The 19,121-nt window shown below is 66.7% G+C and carries 14 protein-coding genes and 1 pseudogene; 4 read left to right on the top strand and 11 right to left on the bottom strand.

What is annotated here, in order from left to right; genetic code table 11:
* Positions 1-123: 123 nt before the first annotated feature.
* From rpsA to polA, 3 genes are all read right to left on the bottom strand, one after another.
* A complete protein-coding gene (gene rpsA, locus AC1D0A_RS02240) occupies positions 124-1,599 on the bottom strand; it encodes a 30S ribosomal protein S1 (RefSeq protein WP_026537355.1) in 1,476 nt (491 codons plus the stop codon).
* A gap of 238 nt (positions 1,600-1,837) precedes the next feature.
* Positions 1,838-3,124, bottom strand: a complete 1,287-nt coding sequence (locus AC1D0A_RS02235; RefSeq protein WP_476945100.1) for a GNAT family N-acetyltransferase — start codon at positions 3,122-3,124, stop codon at positions 1,838-1,840.
* A 120-nt stretch (positions 3,125-3,244) separates the two neighbouring features.
* Positions 3,245-6,139 carry a DNA polymerase I gene (polA, locus tag AC1D0A_RS02230; protein WP_476945099.1) on the bottom strand — a complete coding sequence of 965 codons (2,895 nt, stop codon included), beginning with the start codon at positions 6,137-6,139 and terminating at the stop codon, positions 3,245-3,247.
* On the opposite strand from polA, the pseudogene AC1D0A_RS02225 reads away from it, so the two are divergent.
* A pseudogene (locus AC1D0A_RS02225) lies at positions 6,138-6,509 on the top strand (hotdog fold thioesterase); the annotation flags it as partial. The gene polA and the pseudogene AC1D0A_RS02225 overlap by 2 nt on opposite strands.
* 16 nt (positions 6,510-6,525) lie before the next feature.
* Here the strand turns inward: AC1D0A_RS02225 and AC1D0A_RS02220 are convergent.
* From AC1D0A_RS02220 to AC1D0A_RS02195, 6 genes are all read right to left on the bottom strand, one after another.
* A complete protein-coding gene (locus AC1D0A_RS02220; RefSeq protein WP_476945098.1) occupies positions 6,526-7,074 on the bottom strand; it encodes a dihydrofolate reductase family protein in 549 nt (182 codons plus the stop codon).
* A 116-nt stretch (positions 7,075-7,190) separates the two neighbouring features.
* Positions 7,191-7,412 carry a hypothetical protein gene (locus tag AC1D0A_RS02215; protein ID WP_028276822.1) on the bottom strand — a complete coding sequence of 74 codons (222 nt, stop codon included), beginning with the start codon at positions 7,410-7,412 and terminating at the stop codon, positions 7,191-7,193.
* Positions 7,409-8,614, bottom strand: a complete 1,206-nt coding sequence (locus AC1D0A_RS02210) for an inorganic phosphate transporter (RefSeq protein ID WP_243177754.1) — start codon at positions 8,612-8,614, stop codon at positions 7,409-7,411. The genes AC1D0A_RS02215 and AC1D0A_RS02210 overlap by 4 nt, the downstream gene beginning before the upstream one ends.
* A gap of 265 nt (positions 8,615-8,879) precedes the next feature.
* Positions 8,880-9,566, bottom strand: coding sequence for a hypothetical protein (locus AC1D0A_RS02205; protein ID WP_476944143.1), 687 nt, complete (start codon positions 9,564-9,566; stop codon positions 8,880-8,882).
* Between the two features lie 104 nt (positions 9,567-9,670).
* Entirely contained in the window at positions 9,671-10,540 is an 870-nt protein-coding gene (locus tag AC1D0A_RS02200; RefSeq protein ID WP_243177757.1) for a universal stress protein, read from the bottom strand.
* 32 nt (positions 10,541-10,572) lie between these two features.
* Entirely contained in the window at positions 10,573-11,889 is a 1,317-nt protein-coding gene (locus tag AC1D0A_RS02195; RefSeq protein WP_243177759.1) for an erythromycin esterase family protein, read from the bottom strand.
* 389 nt (positions 11,890-12,278) lie between these two features.
* Between AC1D0A_RS02195 and AC1D0A_RS02190 the strand changes: the two genes are divergently transcribed.
* Positions 12,279-14,018 carry a long-chain-fatty-acid--CoA ligase gene (locus tag AC1D0A_RS02190; protein ID WP_476945097.1) on the top strand — a complete coding sequence of 580 codons (1,740 nt, stop codon included), beginning with the start codon at positions 12,279-12,281 and terminating at the stop codon, positions 14,016-14,018.
* A gap of 123 nt (positions 14,019-14,141) precedes the next feature.
* Positions 14,142-16,490, top strand: a complete 2,349-nt coding sequence (locus tag AC1D0A_RS02185) for an FdhF/YdeP family oxidoreductase (RefSeq protein WP_476945096.1) — start codon at positions 14,142-14,144, stop codon at positions 16,488-16,490.
* Positions 16,491-16,683: 193 nt separating this feature from the next.
* Here the strand turns inward: AC1D0A_RS02185 and AC1D0A_RS02180 are convergent, their stop codons facing one another.
* Together AC1D0A_RS02180 and AC1D0A_RS02175 are read right to left on the bottom strand one after the other, a co-directional pair.
* A complete protein-coding gene (locus AC1D0A_RS02180; RefSeq protein ID WP_028276814.1) occupies positions 16,684-17,001 on the bottom strand; it encodes a DUF6457 domain-containing protein in 318 nt (105 codons plus the stop codon).
* Between the two features lie 116 nt (positions 17,002-17,117).
* Positions 17,118-18,107 (bottom strand): LysR family transcriptional regulator, encoded by a 990-nt coding sequence (locus AC1D0A_RS02175; protein WP_476945245.1) that lies wholly within the window; start codon positions 18,105-18,107, stop codon positions 17,118-17,120.
* 131 nt (positions 18,108-18,238) lie between these two features.
* Between AC1D0A_RS02175 and AC1D0A_RS02170 the strand changes: the two genes are divergently transcribed.
* Positions 18,239-19,117 (top strand): FAD binding domain-containing protein, encoded by an 879-nt coding sequence (locus tag AC1D0A_RS02170; protein WP_476945095.1) that lies wholly within the window; start codon positions 18,239-18,241, stop codon positions 19,115-19,117.
* Positions 19,118-19,121: the final 4 nt, after the last annotated feature.

Genomic DNA, 19,121 nt, shown 5'->3' with positions numbered 1-19,121 from the left:
GCTTCAAAAATGGGCATGTCCCCCCGGGCCACAAAGAAAGGTGGCCGCCCCCAAGGGGACGGCCACCTTCAAGCTACAAACTGCCTGGCCTCAGGGAGCGGACTCCTTGAGGATCACGGGCAATTAGTTGCCGGTCAGCTTCTCGCGCAGAGCGGCAAGAGCCTCGTCCGAAGCAAGCGTGCCTGCACCGGTCTCGGTTGCAGCCGGCTCGGAGGAGTAGCTGGTGGTGCCGGAATCGCTCTCGCCGGACGTTGCAGCTGCAGCGTCGTCGGCAGCGTGCTGGGCAACCTGCTTCTTGTGTGCTTCCCAGCGGGTCTGGGCGTCAGCGTACTGCTGCTCCCAGGCTGCGCGCTGGTTCTCGTAGCCTTCAAGCCACTCGTTGGACTCCGGGTCGAAGCCCTCCGGGTACTTGTAGTTGCCCTCTTCGTCGTACTCTGCGGCCATGCCGTAGAGAGCCGGATCGAATTCGGTGCTGTCGGCGTCGACGCCCTCGTTGGCCTGCTTGAGGGAGAGCGAGATGCGGCGGCGTTCGAGGTCGATGTCGATGACCTTGACGAACAGCTCGTCACCAACGGAGACAACCTGCTCGGCCAGCTCAACGTGGCGCACGGCGAGCTCGGAGATGTGGACCAGGCCTTCGATGCCGTCTTCAACGCGAACGAACGCGCCGAACGGAACGAGCTTGGTGACCTTACCCGGAACAACCTGGCCGAGGGCGTGGGTGCGGGCGAAGGTCTGCCACGGATCTTCCTGCGTTGCCTTGAGCGACAGGGAGACGCGCTCGCGGTCCAGGTCGACCTCGAGAACCTCGACGGTGACTTCCTGGCCAACTTCGACGACCTCGGACGGGTGGTCGATGTGCTTCCAGGACAGCTCGGAAACGTGAACCAGGCCGTCTACGCCGCCCAGGTCCACGAAGGCACCGAAGTTGACGATGGAGGAAACGACGCCGGGACGGACCTGGCCCTTTTCCAGCTTGTTGAGGAACGTGGAGCGGACCTCGGACTGGGTCTGCTCGAGCCATGCACGGCGGGACAGCACAACGTTGTTGCGGTTCTTGTCCAGCTCGATGATCTTGGCTTCGATCTGCTGACCGATGTACGGAGCGAGGTCGCGCACACGGCGCATCTCGACGAGGGATGCGGGCAGGAAGCCGCGCAGACCGATGTCGAGGATAAGACCACCCTTGACAACCTCGATGACGGTACCGGTGACAACACCGTCTTCTTCCTTGACCTTCTCGATGTCGCCCCAGGCACGCTCGTACTGAGCACGCTTCTTGGAGAGGATCAGGCGGCCTTCTTTGTCTTCCTTGGTGAGCACCAGGGCTTCGACCTGATCGCCAACGGAGACGACGTCTCCGGGGTCAACGTCGTGCTTGATGGAAAGCTCGCGGGAGGGAATGACACCTTCGGTCTTGTAACCGATGTCGAGCAGGACTTCGTCGCGGTCGACCTTGACGACGGTACCTTCGACGAGGTCTCCGTCGTTGAAGTACTTGATGGTGGCGTCGACAGCTGCGAGGAAGTCCTCAGCGGTACCGATGTCGTTAATGGCGACTACGGGGGTACCGGGCTTCTCGGTGGAGGTGATGGTCATGTAGTAGGGGCTCCGTTGTGGATAGTGAGTCGGTCAGGCAAACCGCTTCGCCGGCATTATGGAATGCAGGCCAAGAGCACGGCGTCACAGCAAGCGTTCCGCCGGGTCATCCTGATTTTGTGGATTGTAGATGCGCGCACGTAGTACGCGCCTGTTTAGTCTAGTCGTTTACGCGAACGCCGGTCAAAGCGCACGGGGCCGTCCGTGTCGCCCTCGGCGCCGGAATCGGACCTGAGGCCTAGAAGTGCGTGAGGCAGTGCGGTGAACGTTCGACGGCGAACATGAGCCGCGCTGTCAGCGCCGCCCCGGCCGTGTGCTCGGTGATCCGGCCGGCAGCTTTCAGGGTCACCGGACAAACGGCGCCCAGATAGATGGAGCCGAGGTCCGCGACATCAAGGGACAGGTCCGGCGCAGCCTCCGGAGCAGGCCTCACCGTGGCCTCTCCCCCGCAGACCGTGAGCGCGAAGGTGCCGGCCGCGAAGCCGAGACTGTCCCTGACCGCGAGAACGACCGTCCCGTCGGCTGAATACCGCCGGGCCCCCAGCACCCGGGCCGGGTCCAGGACCCGCAGCCACAGCATGTCGCGGTGGTCCGATGCCTCGACGCATCGCGGGTCCTCAAGCGCCCAGGTCAGGGGGTCGTCCACCGGTGCATCCTGCCAGCTGATCCGGTCCACGAGGTCGATGCTGCCCAGGAACTGCCAGAGTTCCAGGTAGGCGGCGTCATTCGCGGCCACGAGGTCCACGACCTCCATGGTGTACGGCTTGGCGTCCCACCCGGCGAACTTGTAGGACACGTAGCCGTCCACGGTTCCGGCGGCGTCGTAGTGCAGGGCGCAGCGGATTGCCTCGTCCTCGCTGCCGTCCCGGCCGAGCATGCCCGCGGACCGCAGCCGGTACGCTTCCTGCCGCGAAATCGATCCGGGCATGGACGCGTGGACCTGGCCAAAAACCTTGGGTGCCAGTTCCAGCAGGACCTTGCGGTCCGCAATCTCCACGGAGCCGGCGGGCGCATGGCGCAGCCGGAAGCGCGGCCCGGTGTCGACCTTGATGCTGCGCTCGAAGGTGGCCACGCCGTAACCGAACCGGCCATAGATCGAGGCTTCCGAGGCGGTCAGTGCCGCCAGCGCGACGCCGTCCGCCTTCGCCGCGGCGAGGTCCTCGGTCATCATCCGCCGCAGCAGCCCCTGCCGGCGGTGGGTCCCGCGCACGGTGACGGCCGTGACCAGCTGGGCTTCGAGCTGACGGCCGTAGCCGATGTTCAGGTCCTTGCGCAGGGTGGCGAAGGTCGCCACCGGGACGTCGGCCGCCAGCGAGTGGGCCGCGACGCCGTCGGCCTGGTAAACGCCGGTCATTTCACGGTTGTCCACGAGATACATGGCCATGATCTTGTCCACGAAGTCGTCTTTGCGCGGCTCCTCGTAGAAGCCGATCCCGACCCCGCTCAGCCACGCCGTGCCTTGCGCGTAGTCCGCCTCGTCCTTCGCGACCGCGCGGAACCGCTTGAGCTCGTACTTATCTGCCACGTACTTTCTCCCCCTGAGAATCTCGGGTCCCGGCCTAGCCGGAACGAAAACTGCCGGACCGAAAACTGCCGGACCGAATAATACTTGCCGGACCGAAACCTTGCCGATACCGGTCCAGAGTTAGTGCCCCGCCTCGTACCAGCTGGAGCCCATGCCGATCTGGACGTCCAGCGGAACGCTGAGGTCCGCGGCCGAGCCCATTTGCTCGGTCACCAGCTTCTCCACGGCCTCGCGCTCACCCGCGGCGACTTCGAGGACAAGTTCATCATGGACCTGCAGGAGCACGCGCGATTTCAGGCCCCGTGCCGCCAGTTCCGCGTGCACACCCAGCATGGCGCGCTTGATGATGTCAGCCGCCGATCCCTGGATGGGCGAGTTCAGCGCGATGCGCTCCGCATTCTCACGCAGCTGGCGGTCGGTGCTGGTCAGGTCCGGGAGGTAGCGCCGGCGCCCCTCGATGGTGGCGGTGTAGCCGTCGATCCGGGCCTGGTCCACCACGCCGCGGAGGTAGTCGCGGACGGCGCCGAACCGGTCAAAGTAGTCCTTCATGAGGGTCCGCGCCTCGTCAACGGAGATCTCCAGCTGCTTGGACAAACCGAACGAGGTCAGCCCGTACGCGAGGCCATAGGACATCGCCTTGACCTTGGACCGCATGGCGCTGGTCACCTCATCGGTGGGCACATGGAAGATGTTCGAGCCCACGAACCGGTGGAGGTCTTCGCCGTCCTTGTAGGCCTGGATCAGGCCGGCGTCGCCCGAGAGGTGCGCCATGATGCGCATTTCGATCTGAGAGTAGTCCGCGGAGAGCAGGCACTCGTAGCCCTCGCTGACCACAAAGATGCCACGGACGCGCCGGCCTTCCTCGCTGCGGATCGGGATGTTCTGCAGGTTGGGGTTGTTGGACGAGATCCGGCCCGTGGCTGCGACGTTCTGCGCGTACGTGGTGTGGATCCGGCCGTCTTCCGTGACGGACTTCTTCAGCGACTCCAGCATCTGGCGCAGCTTCGACGACTCCCGGTGCGCCATGAGCTGGACCAGGAATTCGTGCCCGGTCTTTTCCAGCAGGTTTTTGAGTGACGCGGCGTCGGTGGTGTAGCCGGACTTGATTTTCTTGGTCTTCGGCAACTGGAGTTCGTCGAACAGCACGGTCTGGAGCTGCTTCGGCGAACCAAGGTTGACCTCGTGGCCGATCGCGGCGAACGCCAGCTCCTGGGCGTTGTCGATCACCTTGGCGAGATCCGACAGCTGCTCGTCCATGCGGGGCATGTCGATGGCGATTCCCGCGAGTTCCATATCGGCGAGGACGCGGCTGACGGGCAGTTCCAGCGTGGTGAGCAGGTCCTGGGCTTTGCGTTCCGTCAGTTCTGATTCGAAGAAGCGGCTCAGGGCCTGGACGACGGCGGCCACGTGGACCAGCGCGCCGGCGGTGGCGGCGTCGTCGCCGTCGAACGCCAGCTCAAGCCGGCCTGCCTTGGCCGCCTCGGTGGACACCGAGATGTTCAGGTGGTGCTGCGCCAGCTCGGCGAGTTCATAACTGCGGCGGTCGGGCTGGATGAGGTAGCCGGAGATGGAGGTGTCATCCACCACGCCCTCCAGTTCCAATCCGCGGGCGTGGAGGGCCTTCAGGGCAGCCTTGAACCCGTGCATCACCTTGGGCGCCTGGGCGTCCCGCAGCCACGCCGCAAGGACATTTTCGGCGGCAGCGTCCTGGCTGGCCAGGTCGATATAGACGGCGGAGTCGTCGCGGACGATCGCCACCGCTGCGGCGTCCTCGCCGATCCGGCCGGGCACGAGATCGACCGCCACTGCGGAGCGCTTGCCGGCACCGGCCGCGAGGAACGCACTGAGCTCGGCTGCGTCGGACGGGACCACGAAACCGGGCGTTTCGAGGCTTTCCCGCTCGGCTTCGGCAACTTCACTGCCGTAGAGAGCAAAGAGCCGGGTCCGGATGGTCTTGAATTCCAGGGCGTCGAACAGCTCCTCGAGGGCGGCCTGGTCCGGCCGCGGGTCCGCGAGCTCGTCCAACGTAACTGGCAGGTCCAAGTCGGTGTGCAGCCTGTTGAGGCGCCGGTTGCGCTTGACGTCGTCAACGTATTCGCGCAGCGAGTCCCCCACCTTCCCGCCGATCGCGTCGACGTTCTCCAGGACCCCCTCCAGACCGCCGTAAAGGTTGATCCATTTCGCTGCCGTCTTGGGGCCGACGCCGGGAACGCCGGGGAGGTTGTCCGCGGATTCCCCCACCAGGGCGGCGAGGTCCGAGTACTGGGCCGGGCTGACGAAGTACTTCTCCTGGATGGCGTCCGCGTCCATGCGGGGAATGTCGCTGACACCCTTTTTGGGGTACAGGACGAAAACGTTGTCGGTGATGAGCTGGAAGGCGTCGCGGTCGCCTGAGACCAGCAGCACTTCGTAACCGGCCTTTTCCCCCATTGCGGCGAGGGTGGCCAGGATGTCGTCAGCTTCCCAACCGGGCATTTTGATGGTCTTGATGCCCCAGGCGCCCATGACCTTGTCGATGAGGTCGATCTGGCCGCTCATTTCCCGCGGGGTCTCGTTGCGTCCGCCCTTGTACTCGCTGTATTCGGCCTTGCGGTGCGTCGTGTCATCGGAGACGTCGAAGGCGACCGCCACGTGGGTGGGCTTTTGCTCCTTGATCAGGTTGATCAGCATGGACGTGAAGCCGTGGACGGCGTTCGTGTGCTGGCCCGTGGCGGTGGAGAACTTGTCCGCGGGCAGGGCGAAGAATGCCCGGAACGCCATGGAGTGCCCATCCAGTACGAGTAGCCGCGGCTGGTCCGTGATCGGAATCACGGGGGCCTCGGTGGCGGAAACCGACGCCGCGGCCCGGCTGGATTTTCCGGCACGCTTGGCCGCAACCCCTGAATCCGGCGCATCTGCCGGGAGTAGGTCTGCCGCGGTGTCCGCGGAAAGGGGGGCAGCATTTTGGGGGGCTGCATTCTCGAGGACAAGGGCCGGTTTGGTAGTTTCACTCACAGGTGCCAGCCTAGTTCCCATGAAGGACAATTTCACGCCCGGCCCCTACGCGACCGAGCTCGCAGCGGCCGGTGTTCCCGAGGAGATGCACGATTGGCTGGGCCAGTACGGCGTCGGAGCCCTTGTGGTGAAGATGGGGATCCGCTTCCTCGAGATGAGCCCGGAACGCACTGTGGCCACCATGCCGGTGGCGGGGAACACCCAGGTGGCAGGCATCCTGCACGGCGGGGCCCACGTGGTCCTGGCCGAAACCCTGGGTTCTTTCGCGGCGGGCATGCATGCCGGCCCCAACCGTCAGGCGCTGGGGATCGAGGTCGGCGCGACGCACCACCGGGCGATCTCGGAGGGCACCGTCACCGGCACGTGCACGGCCATCCACCTCGGCCGGACGGCGTAGCCGGATCCGGCTACGCCCGGGCCGGGAAGCGGTAGCGCAGTTCCACGATGCCCCTGCCCAGGGTGCGGGAAGATGTCAACTCGAGCGGCGGCGTCGGGCCCGCCATGGGCAGCAACTGCTTGCCGCCGCCCAGGACCACCGGAATGACCGAGACAATCAGTTCGTCCAGCTGCCCGGCGTCAGCGAACTGCGCTGCGAGCACGCCTCCACCCACAACCCACACGTTCCGGCCGCCGGCCGCTTCTTTGAGGTCGTCCACGAACTCGCCTACGGCCCCGCGCACAAACGTGACATCCGCGCCCTTCGGGGCGGCGTGCTCGTGGCGGGTGAAGACCCAGGAGGGTGTGCCCGGATACGGCCAGGTGTCCGGTTCATGCTCCCGAAGCCACGCGTAGGTCTCGCCGCCCATGACGATGCAGCCGACGCCGGCCATGAACGCGTCATAGCTGTCCTGTCCGCCCTCAAAGCCGTCGAACTGCAGCAGCCAGGCCAGATTGTCGTCGGCAGTGGCGATGAACCCGTCGAGTGAGGACGCCACGAAGTACTGGAAGCTCACCATGGCCCCAGCCTAGCCACTGCGGTGGCCGGTGTCCCATCCCCTTGACGCACGGTCAGCCGACCCCCACGCGGCGGCCGGAAACGCACGGGCAACCGGACCCGGATGCGGGCAGCGGCTTACTTGTGGAAGTAAGGAATGATCAGGTAGAGCCCGAAGAGGATGGCGGCGCCGCACAAAGCGAAGCACGTGTAAGCGAGCGGTCGCGTCCAGGCCGCCGGGGAGGTCCGGGTGTCCCCCGCGATGGCCGTGAGCCGGACGCCGAGGGAGTAGAGAACTACCACGGTTACAGCGGACACAAGCGTGGCACTCGCCACGCTGAACAGTTCCAGCCATTTCATCGCTGGGCACCGCCGTTCTTGATCGACTTGGTGGCGGACTTTTTCTTGCGGAACTGCACGGCCTGGCCGACTTCCTCGATCTCGACGGCGTTGTTGCTGCCCACGGGCGACTTCCGTGAGCGCACAAACATATAGGCCACTGCGGCGGTGCCGGCAGTTGCCGCTATGATCACGCCTACGACCCCGGTCTGCACGAGCAGAGCCGTCAGCGCGCCCATGATTCCAGCGGCCGGCAGCGTGAACAGCCAGCCGATGGCAATCCGGCCGGCGGTTCCCCACCGCACCGTAGTGCCGCGGCGTCCCATGCCGGAGCCCACGACGGAGCCGGAGGCAACCTGCGTGGTGGACAGGGCGAAGCCCAGGTGCGAGGACGCCAGAATGGCTGTGGCGGTGCTGGTCTCGGCGGCAAAGCCTTGGGCGGGCTTCACTTCGGTGAGTCCCGAGCCCATGGTGCGGATGATCCGCCACCCGCCGGAATACGTGCCGATCGCGATGGCGAAGGCACAGGCGGTGATAACCCACCACTCCGGACCAGATCCGGCAGGCTGGAGGCCGGCGGAGATCAGGACCAGTGTGATGATGCCCATCGTCTTCTGGGCGTCGTTGGTGCCGTGGGCCAAAGCCACGAGGCTGGACGTGAAAACTTGACCGGTCCGGAATCCGCCGCGCTTCTGCGTGAGCTTGTCCCCAGTTTCGGGGTCATGGCGGGCGGTCAGGGCGTACGCCAGCCGTGTGCACAAGTAGGCTACGCCGCCCGCGATGACCGGGGCGAACACCGCGGGGAGAATAATCTTTTGGAGGATTGACTCGAAGTTGATCGCGTGGATGCCGATACCGGCAATCGCGGCCCCGATCAGGCCGCCGAACAGCGCGTGGGAGGAACTGGACGGCAGGCCCTTGAGCCAGGTGATCATGTTCCAGAGAATGGCGCCCATCAGCCCGGCGAAGATGATGTCTGGGGTGATCTGGACCCCGTCCGAGCCTTCCTTGATGATGCCGCCCGAGACGGTCTTGGCGACTTCCGTGGAAAGGAACGCTCCCACGAGGTTCAGCACCGCCGCGAGGGCAACTGCTGTTTTCGGTTTGATGGCGCCGGTTGCGATGGGGGTAGCCATGGCGTTCGCGGTGTCATGAAATCCGTTGGTGAAGTCGAAGAACAGCGCCAGCGATATCACTAGCGCCACCATTACGGTGATTTCCACCTGTTGCCCAATCTGAAGTGTTCACGGTCGGCAGTTCCACATCCCCGTTGCTGCATGGCCACCACGTCCATTCGATGCCTGATCAGATGAATTCGGTGGCGCTAACGCGATTTGAAACCTTATCGATGGTACGTGGGAAAGACGGCTGGGCAAAACATGCCAGAAGTCCCTAAATTTAGTCCTCCTGTGCGGCACGGGCCTTCACCGCGGCGGTGCGATGCCGGTCACAGCTGGCACCGCCCGGCTCCACCGGAAAAGGCCCAGCTCAGACGGCCCGGCGGACGTCAGGCGCCGGGCCCGCGCCGAGCATCGAAGCGATCCTGTCCTCCAGCGCCGCGAGCGTCGCCTCGGGCAGCACGATGAGCCCGTCGAGTTCCCGGCGGGCGCGGCGGTAGGCCGTCTGCCGCTCGGCGGGAGTTGCGGCCGCGTCCGATGCGATCCGCAGGAGCTTCCGGGCGGTCTCGAGCCGCTGGCGTTCGGGACCGGTGAACTTGCTGTCCCTGATCCGTTTGGCTTCCCGTTCGGCGACGTCGAATGCGAGCTCAAAGCTGGTCACGGCCGACCGGTACTCCGCAAGCCGCGCGGCGGTCCTGACTTCCGCCGGGGCGGCGGGACGCAGCCCGTCGGCCTCGCGTTTGGCCCGGAGGAAGGCCACGGTGAGGGGCTCCCGGACATCCGTCATGACCGGGTAGTCGATCAGCTTTCCTACGTCGAGTTCGTAGTCCAGCCAGCGCTGGTTAACGGTGTCGTGCGCCTTCATGAGGGCCAGGACGTCGGCCTGGCTGGCCTGCTCTGCCTGCGCCGCCTGGTTCTTGAGCGTGTAAAGCTCCACGCGGCGGCGGTGCCGGCGTTCGGCGGCTTTGGACCAGGACCGCGCCCACCCGCCGGCCAGTCCGCTCAGGGGAAAGACGAGCCACCAAAAGTGCGTGATGAAATTGAAGAAGGGGTCCACGGCATCATCCTCCCATCCGTTGGCGGCGCCGGAAAGCCCCCTCCAAAAGGGCGCTCTCCAGCCAGTTCCGGGACCTTGCCGGCAACGGGTTGCTCGCCGGGCGGTCAGTCCCCGTGCTTGACCTTATGCACTTTCGTGACGATGGTGGGGCACGGCACGTTCAGGAGCACAGCGTGCGCGGTGGAGCCGAGGACCGTCCGGGAGAAGCCGCCACGTCCCCGACTTCCGATCACCAACTCCCTGGCGCCGGCGGCGATATCCACGAGGGCCTTCGCCGGTTCGGTGTTCGTCTCAAGGCGCTGATGGACCACCAGGTCGGGGTATTTGTCGCCGAGACCGGCGACCGACTCGGCGAGAACAATCCGGTCCTCTTCGACGATGCTCTCGGCGAGACCACTGGTCGGCAGCTGCTTCTCGACCCACCGGGCAGGGCTCTTGAACGCGAGGACCACGGTGAGCTCGTCTCCACCCCAATCAGCTTCGGCGGCCGCGAAGGCGACGGCCTGCAGCGACTCCTCGGAGCCATCCACGCCGACCACGACGCCCTTTGCCCCCGTGGCCGGTTTCGCCGGCACGACGGCTACCGGGCATTCCGAGGCCGAGACAATCTGCAGGGCCCGGTCCGTCATGGGACCGCCGCCCATCCAATGTTTGTCATGGCCGCCAACCACGATCATGGCGGCCTCCTTGGAGACTTCCCGGAGCACCGAGCCGCCGCTGCCATGACGGAGCTGGATGTCCACAGTGACGTCCGGGGCCTGTTCACGGGCGGCCGTCTCAGCGTCCCGAAGCAGTTCCATCCCCGATTCCCGGATGATCTCGTGGTACTGAAAATCCGGTGACATCCACCTGTCGTCCACCGCGTGGACGACCGTGACCGGGAGCTTGTCCCGGGCGGCCCGGTCAAGGGCCCAGGCCAGGGCGGCGTTGCTGCCTGCGGACCCGTTGACGCCGACGATGATTGCTTTGCTCATGCTGATTCCTGCTTCCTGGAATGCACACCGGCCTAGAATCCGGTGGGCTCGGTCTCGAACTCCGGTTCGCGGGGCGGGCCTTCATGGTGCACCGGGCGCAGCGCTGCGGTGTGTTCCAGCCAGATGAGTGCGTCGTAGCGCTCCCCCATCCGGGTCGGAACGTAGTTTCCGGCGTCCCGTTCCGGGTGGTAGACGACGCCGATCGCCCGGTGTCCGAGCCGTGTCGAGAGCCACGGCCCGGTCCGGTCGTCGCCGAACACCAGCACTGAGGGCACCCCCAGGGCCTGATGCAGGAAGTCTTCGTGGCTGCCCGGGCGCGCTTCCGGAACCGTCAGGATGCGTTCGGGGCGGCCCCACCCGTCGGAGGCGAGCACGGAGCCGCGGTGGGCTGCGAAGCCGACCAGCAGCACACCTTCGCCCGCGTGGCGTTCACGCAGCAGCTGCCCGACGTTGACCAGGCCGTCCTGCGCCATGTCGGTGGCCCGGGCATCGCCGATGTGTGTGTTGTGTTCCCAGATCAGTCCCTTCGACGCCGGACCGAGGTGCCTGCTGACCCGGTCGATGGTGTCGGCCATATGGTGGTCGCGGACGTTCCAGGACTGCCTGTCGCCGCGGACCATGATGCGGTAGTAGTGCTCGGCGTTGGCCGCGACTTCAGCGTTCTGGACGGCGTCGAAGGCGTCCTCCTCATGCCGGCCGGGGCTGAAGGCCCGGTTCCTGACCTCGGTCAGGAGGGCCACGACGTCGGGCTCGCAGGACTGCGGCACCAGCCGCGTGCTCCAGGCGTACTGGTGCGGGTCCTCGTGGTGGGGCAGGAAGCACTGCCAGGCGCGCTCCGCCGCGGGGACGGCGTCGGGAACGTTCGCCTGCAGCCAGCCGATGATTTCGCGCAGCGAATCCCAGAGCGAGTAGACATCCAGTCCGTAGAAGCCGACACGTTTGTCCAGCGGCCTGGCCAGGTTCCAGCTGCGCAGCCAGTCCAGGAACGCCGCGACTTCCTCGTTGGCCCACATCCAGGTTGGCCAGCGTTCGAAGCCGGCCAGCAGCGCGTGGACGCCCTGGTCCTTCCCCTCCAGGCCGCGGACCCAGCGGTTGATGCGCCAGCAGTCTGGCCAGTCCCCTTCCACCCCAATCCAGTTGTAGCCTTCCTCCGCGATGAGCCGCCTGCTGAGGGTGTCGCGCCAGGTGTAGAACTCGTGGGTGCCGTGGGAGGCCTCGCCGATGGCTACAAAACGGCAGTCGGCCGCGCGCCGCACGAGGCCGTTGAGGTCCCGATCGGTTTTCAGTGGCCGGGCGAGATCGTGGACCTCCTTCAACACGGTGGACCGGGTGACGGCCTCGGGGTTCATCGCGGATCCTCGACGTCGCTCGGCTGCTGGTACTTCATGGCGCCCCCGTGGACCTTCTTCTTGCGTAAATTGTGCGTTGATTGCACGCGGACCTGTGACCTGCGCAAACCCGTGACCAGCGCGAACCTGTGTCCTGAACGACCCCAGAGAACTGCACGGACCCGCGGCTCGCGGTGTACGCCCCAGCTTCCGCCCGGGCCTGCCGGGTGCCAAGGGCCAAAAGTCACCTCCGGGCCGGCGCCGGCCGCCGCCGGGGCCTCCCCGGCACGCGCGTCCAGGCGGGGCCGCCCCGGTAGGATTTCTTGACGGGCCCGGCCGGGCCCGAGGCCGGCAGCCCGGCACCGCACAGCCCCGCACATCACAGCGCAGCCCAGTGGCAAGGACACACCATGAGCACCAAATCCGCAGGGCCCAAGCGTCCCGACCGCCCCTGGACCCGCCACTACAGCCCCGGGGTTCCCGCCAGCCTCAAGCTCCCGGAAGGTTCCCTCGTCGACCTGATGGACTCGTCCGTCCGGCGCTACGGGAAGAAGACCGCCCTGGAATTCTTTGGAGCGCGCACCAGCTACCGGGACCTCGGCACCGCCATCAACAAGGCGGCCGCGGGCCTGAGGAAGCTCGGCGTCCGGGCCGGTGACCGGGTGGCGCTGGTCCTGCCGAACTGCCCGCAACACATCATCGCGTTCCACGCGGGACTGCGCCTGGGCGCCGTGGTCGTCGAACACAACCCCTTATATACGGACCGCGAGCTGCGCCACCAGTTCGAGGACCATGGCGCCACCATCGCCATTGTCTGGGACAAGGCCGTGGACAAGGTCCGCCAACTGCCGGCCGACGTCGGGCTGCAGAGCATCGTCTCCGTTGAACTGATTCCGGCGATGCCCCTGCTGCAACGGGTCGCGCTGCGGCTCCCCGTGCCGGCGGCCCGCGCCGCCCGTGCCGCCTTGACCGCCGGCAAGCACTCGCCCCGGCCCGTGGCGCAGCCGGCGCACCGGAGGGTGCTGGCGTGGAAAGACCTCCTTGGCGCGGGCGACCTGAAGAAAAAGCATCCGCGCCCGGCCGCCACAGACCTGGCTGTCATCCAATACACCAGCGGCACCACGGGCCGGCCCAAAGGCGCCATGCTGACCCATGCCAATCTGCAGGCCAATGCCGCGCAGGGCCGCGCCTGGGTGCCGGGACTCAAGGACGGCCGGGAAACCGTGTACGCGGTGCTGCCCATGTTCCACGCCTACGGCCTGACGCTCTGCATGACGTTCGCCCTGAGCATCGGCGCGAAACTGGTGCTGTTCCCTAAGTTCGACGTCGACCTGGTGCTGAAGGCGCACAGGAAGTCGCCTGCCACATTCCTGCCGGCGGTGCCGCCGATCTACGACCGCATCGCCGCCGCAGCCGCCGAGCAAGGTATCGCGCTGGACAGCATCCGCTTCTCCATCTCGGGGGCGATGAACCTGCCGACGGCGACGGTGGACGCGTGGGAGAAGGCGACCGGGGGCTACCTGATCGAGGGCTACGGGCTGACGGAAACCTCGCCCATCGCCCTGGGCAACCCCTTCGGTCCCAGCCGGAAACCGGGAACCGTAGGGGTCCCGTTTCCCCTGACGGACATTCGTGTGGTGGACCCGCGGAACGTCCTCCTGGACCGTGCCCCGGGAGAGGAGGGCGAGCTCCTGGTCCGCGGCCCGCAGGTCTTTGCCGGCTACTGGAACCGGCCGAAGGAGACCGAGGAGGCGCTGCTGGAGGGCGGCTGGTTCCGGACCGGTGACATCGTCTCGGTAGATAAGGATGATTTCGTGACCGTCCGGGACCGGATCAAGGAGCTGATCATCACGGGAGGCTTCAACGTCTCCCCCACGGAAGTTGAAGATGTCCTCTCCGGGTACCCCGGTGTGCGGGACGTGTGTGTGGTGGGACTGCCCCGCCCGGGCGGCGGCGAAGACGTAGTTGCCGCCGTCGTCCCGTCCGCGGGCCCCGGCCTGGACCCGGAGGGGCTGCTGGCGTTTGCCCGGGAGAACCTGGCCGCCTACAAGGTGCCGCGCCGCGTTGCCGTGGTGGATGAGCTGCCGCGTTCGCTGATCGGCAAGGTCCTCCGCCGCGAGATCCGGGACACACTCGTGGCCGGCCGGTAGCTTGCCCCGGCCGGGCAATTGCTTGCGGCGCTCCGATCAAGCTGATAGGCCTGACGGTAAGGTGCAGAGTGGCAGATCAGCACGCCGCCCCATCCGGGTGGTGGTTGCAGAAGGGAAGTTCACGTGACTCGCAACACTCCTCATATCGAGGAACCGTCCGAAAAGGATCTCGTCGTCGGGGACGGGCCGAAAAGCTGGGCCGCCGGCGTCCCGGGCGTATACCACTCCATGAAGCCGGCCATCGAACAGATGGGACTGAACCGGACCCGCAAGACCGTCATGGCGATGAACCAGAAGGACGGCTTCGACTGTCCGAGCTGCGCGTGGCCGGATCCCCACCACCGCAAGGCATTCGAGTTCTGCGAGAACGGGGCCAAAGCGGTGACCTGGGAAGCGACCCCGGTGGTGGTTCCCGCAACTTTCTGGGCCGAGAATGCCGTCAGCGACCTGCGCAGCCAGACCGAGTACTGGCTTGGCATGCAGGGCCGCCTGACCGAACCGGTGTACAAGGCCGCCGGCGAGGACCACTACAAGGCGGTCAGCTGGGACGAGGCGCTCCGGCTCGTGGCCGACAAGCTCAAGGGCCTGGACTCCCCCGACCAGGCGGCGTTCTACACGAGCGGCCGGACCTCGAACGAGGCTGCCTTCCTCTACCAGCTCATGGTCCGCGGCTACGGCACCAACAACCTGCCGGACTGCTCCAATATGTGCCATGAATCCTCCGGCTGGGCCATGGGCCAGACCATCGGCATCGGCAAGGCGACGGTCAGCTTCGACGACTACGCCAAAGCCGACCTGATCATCATCATGGGCCAGAACCCCGGCACCAACCACCCCCGGATGATGACCGAACTTGAGGCGTGCAAGCGCAACGGCGGCGAGATCGTGGCCGTCAACCCGCTCCCCGAAGCAGGCCTGCGCCGGTACAAGAACCCGCAGCAGGTCAACGGGATCGTCGGTCACGGCGTCCAGATCGCAGACCAGTTCCTCCAGATCCGGATCGGCGGCGACATGGCGCTGCTGCAGGCCGTGTCCAAGCGCGTGCTCGACGCCGAGGCCAAGAACCCCGGGACAGTCCTGGACCACGCCTTCCTGGCGGAACACTGCGAGGGGCTCGAGGAGCTCAAGGAACACCTCGCCGGGCTGGATGAAGGCACAGTTCTTGAGGCCACGGGCCTGCACAGCGAGGACATCGATGAGCTGGCCGCCCGCTATCTCAAGGCCGAGAAAGTCATCATCACCTGGGCCATGGGCATCACCCAGCAGAAGAAGGGTGTTGCCACCATCAAGGAGATCATCAACCTCCTGCTGCTGCGCGGCAATATCGGCAAGCCGGGCGCCGGCGCCTCCCCCATCCGCGGGCACAGCAATGTGCAGGGCGACCGGACCATGGGCATCTGGGAGCAGATGCCGCAGTCCTTCATGGAGGCCCTCGGCGAGGAGTTCGACTTCGAGCCGCCCCGCGAACACGGCGCGGACGCCGTCGAGACCATCAACAAGATGCGCGCGGGCGAGATCAAGGTATTCGTCGCCCTGGGCGGCAACCTGGTGGGTGCCATCTCGGACACGAACGCCGCCGAGGCTGCGATGCAAAACACGGAGATGACGGTGCAGATCTCGACCAAGCTGAACCGCTCGCACACTGTGACGGGCCGCGAGGCCCTGATTCTCCCCACGATGGGCCGGACCGAGATCGATATCCAGGAATCCGGTCCCCAGTTCGTGTCGGTGGAGGACACCGTCTGCGCCGTGCACCCGTCCTGGGGCAGCGTCGAGCCGGTGTCTCACCATCTGCTCTCGGAGCCGGCCATCGTGAGCCGGCTGGGCAAACTCCTGGTGGGCGACAAGATCAAGGCCGACTGGGACGGCTATGAGAAGAACTACGACCTTATCCGGGACCACATTTCGCGCGTGGTGGGCGGCTGCAAGGACTACAACCAGAGGATCCGGCAGGAAGGCGGGTTTATTCTCGCCAACGGTCCCCGCGACTCCCGCACCTTCCCCACGCCCACCGGCAAGGCCGTGCTGACAGTCAATGATCTTGAACTTGTCGAACGGCCGCATGGAACCCTGATCCTGCAGAGCATGCGCTCCCACGACCAGTTCAACACCACCATCTACTCGCACAACGACCGCTACCGTGGCATCAAGAAGGGCCGCCATGTGGTGTTCGTGAACCCTGACGACATCGCCGAACTCGGCCTTGCGGACGGGCAGTACGTGGACGTCCACGGCGTGCACGACGACGGCGAGGAACGCGTGGTGCGCAAGTTCCGCGTGGTGTCGTACCCCACGGCACGGGGCTGCGCGGCGGCGTACTACCCCGAGGCCAACGTGCTGGTGCCGCTGAACCACACGGCCGAAGGCAGCAACACGCCAGTCTCGAAGGCAGTCATCGTCCGGCTCGAGCCGAGCCTGGACCAGACGCCCGACGGCGCGGCAACAGCCCCTGCCCGGGTGGCCTCACCCTAGGCACCCGCCAGCCGGGGCCGGGCCAGTCCGCACCAGCGGACATGCCCCGCCCCGGCCCCGGCGAGTGGACATAACACCAACATGCCCGTCCCTGCGCCCCACCGCGGAGCATGTCCAGTGGCTGCGGACCGCGCGCATGGCGTGATCCCTGTGCATCAGGTCCGGCGTGCTTCCAAGGTGCTCGCGGGCCGGGCTACTGGGCCCTCTTGGCCCAGCCTTTCTCGTCAGGGCCGCCCGACTCGCCATGTTCGCAGAGCTCGATGACCTTGTTTGATGCGGCGTGCACGGCCTCCTGCGTGCCCTTGCGGCCCTTGGTGGACGCAGTACCCGCCGCGTAGCCCACGATGAACGCACTGATGGCGTCCGCATGCGGCCCGACGGCTTTGACCGATTCCTCTGCCACCTGGACGATCTTTTCGTGGTCGACTTCCAGGTCGAGGATCTGCAGCGCCTGGATCAGCCGGCTGCTCCAATGCCTCAGCGAGCTGTCTTCGTCTCGGGACAACGTCATTACTACTCCTTCTCGCAGGGTGAATGGATCGTCTAACCCTCAAGGGGTAGCACCCGCCCCCGGCGTTGCGCAACGCGACACAGCGGCACAGCGGCAGCCGGCACGGCGGCGGCCCCTCAGCTCCAGAGCGCCACGTGGAACTTGGACCCCCGCCGTTCCAGCCCTCGCGAACCGCCGGGGGCGACCATGGCCGCGGTGGCGTCGGCGGTGCCGGCAAACCGTTGGAGGGTCCGCGCCATGGTGGTGGCCCGGCCGCGGTCCAGGGTACTGGCCCACCAGAGTCCGGAGATCGGCGTTCCGGCTACCGGCACACGGACCAGGGAACCGCTGCGGATTTCAGCCCGGACAATATGCCCCAGCGCCAGCATGGTTCCCTCTCCGGCCCTGACGGCGGCCAGGGCCTCCGTTTCGCTGCTCAACCGGACGATCTCCGGCGCCACCGACTGGGCGGCCAGCCAGCGGCCCTCCTCGCTGGCCGCCTGGATGCCGGCGGGCCCGGCAAACCAGGGTCTGCGCACCAGCTCGGCCGGCGCGACCGGCCCGTGGAGGGCGGCGATCGGATGTCCGGCGGCCGCCACGACGATCCGCTGGTACCGCAGGAACGGGACGGAGTCGATGCCGACGGCGCCAGTGCCGTTGGCACGGGAGCCGTTGCGGACGGCGGGCCTGACCCCCAAAGCGATGTCATAGACGCGTTCGAGCATCAGCGAGGCGATGTCCTCGGCTTCCTCCACCACCACATCGACGGAAGCCCCGGGAACCCGGCGGGTGAAAAGGTCCAGCAGGCGCCCCGCCGCGTGCTCGGCAAACGGCGCCGTCGCCACGATTTTCAGCCGCCCGGTCTCGGTCTGGGCATGTGCCACCTCCCACCGGGCCCGGTCCGCCAGTCCCACGATGTCCTGGGCATGTTCGGCGAGCGCCCGGCCGCCGGGAGTCAGCGCGATCCCGCCATGGGCGCGCACGAAGAGCGGGTCGCCCAGATCCTGCCTGAGTGCGGCGAGCGCCGTCGAGACTGCCGGTTCGCTGACTCCGAGTTGGACGGCGGCCGCATGGAGGGAACCCAGCTTGGCCACCAGGGCGAAGGTCCGCAACTGTCCCAATGTCATCGCCACGGCTTCATAACCTTTCGCTTATGACGATATTGACAGCCCCGCCAGGCCGCGGCAAGACTGACCTCAATCCGGCGCCAGGCAGCCGCTGCTCCACGCCGCCGGCCTTTCGGAGTGAGGTAGGGACTATGCAGATTCCGGCTCCATTTGACTACGTGCGCGCCACTACGGTGGAGAACGCCCTGGAACTCCTTGCCCGGTACGGACCCGACTCGCGGGTGGTGGCCGGCGGGCATAGCCTCCTGCCGATGATGAAGCTCCGCCTCTCCCGGCCCGAATGGCTGATCGACATCAATGACTTATACGAGCTCGATTTCATCCTCCGTGACGGCAACAAACTAAGGGTCGGCGCCCTGACGCGCCACACCACCCTGCTCGAGTCGGAGGAGGTGGCCGGGCTGTTCCCCATCGTGCGGGACGCCGAGCGGGTGATCGCCGACCCCGTGGTCCGCAACCGCGGCACCATTGGCGGCTCGCTTTGCCAGGCCGACCCGGCCGAGGACCTCTCCACGGTTTGCGGGGTCCTGGGCGCCGAGGCCGTGATCCGCGGACCAGGCGGCGAGCGCATCCTGTCCATGTCCGAGTTCCACCGCGGCCCCTATGAAACCGCGGTCGGGCACGATGAACTGCTCTGCGAACTCAGGTTCGGCATCCGCCCCCGGTCGGGCAGCGCCTATGAAAAGGTCGAACGCCGGGTCGGAGACTGGGCGGTCGGTGCCGCAGGTGCCGCCGTCACCCTCGCCGCGGACGGCACTGTCGACGACGCCGCCGTCGGGCTCACCGCCCTGGGCCTTGACCACCCCCTGGCCGGGGCCGCCGCCGTGCTCCGCGGCCGGCATCCGGACGAGCAGCTGTTCGCCGAGGCGGGCAGGCTGGCAGCGGAAGCCTGCGATCCGGTGGCTGACCAGCGCGGCCCGGTCGACTACAAGCGGCATCTCGCCGATGAGCTCACCCAACGGGTACTGCGGCGGGCCTGTGCCCGCGCCGCCCAGATGCAGGAAGGCTGAAGCC

It is taken from the genome of Arthrobacter sp. P1_D4 (assembly GCF_056406115.1).
The sequence above is the reverse complement of the archived record's forward strand: the minus strand, read 5'-3'. Positions and strand labels throughout refer to the sequence as shown.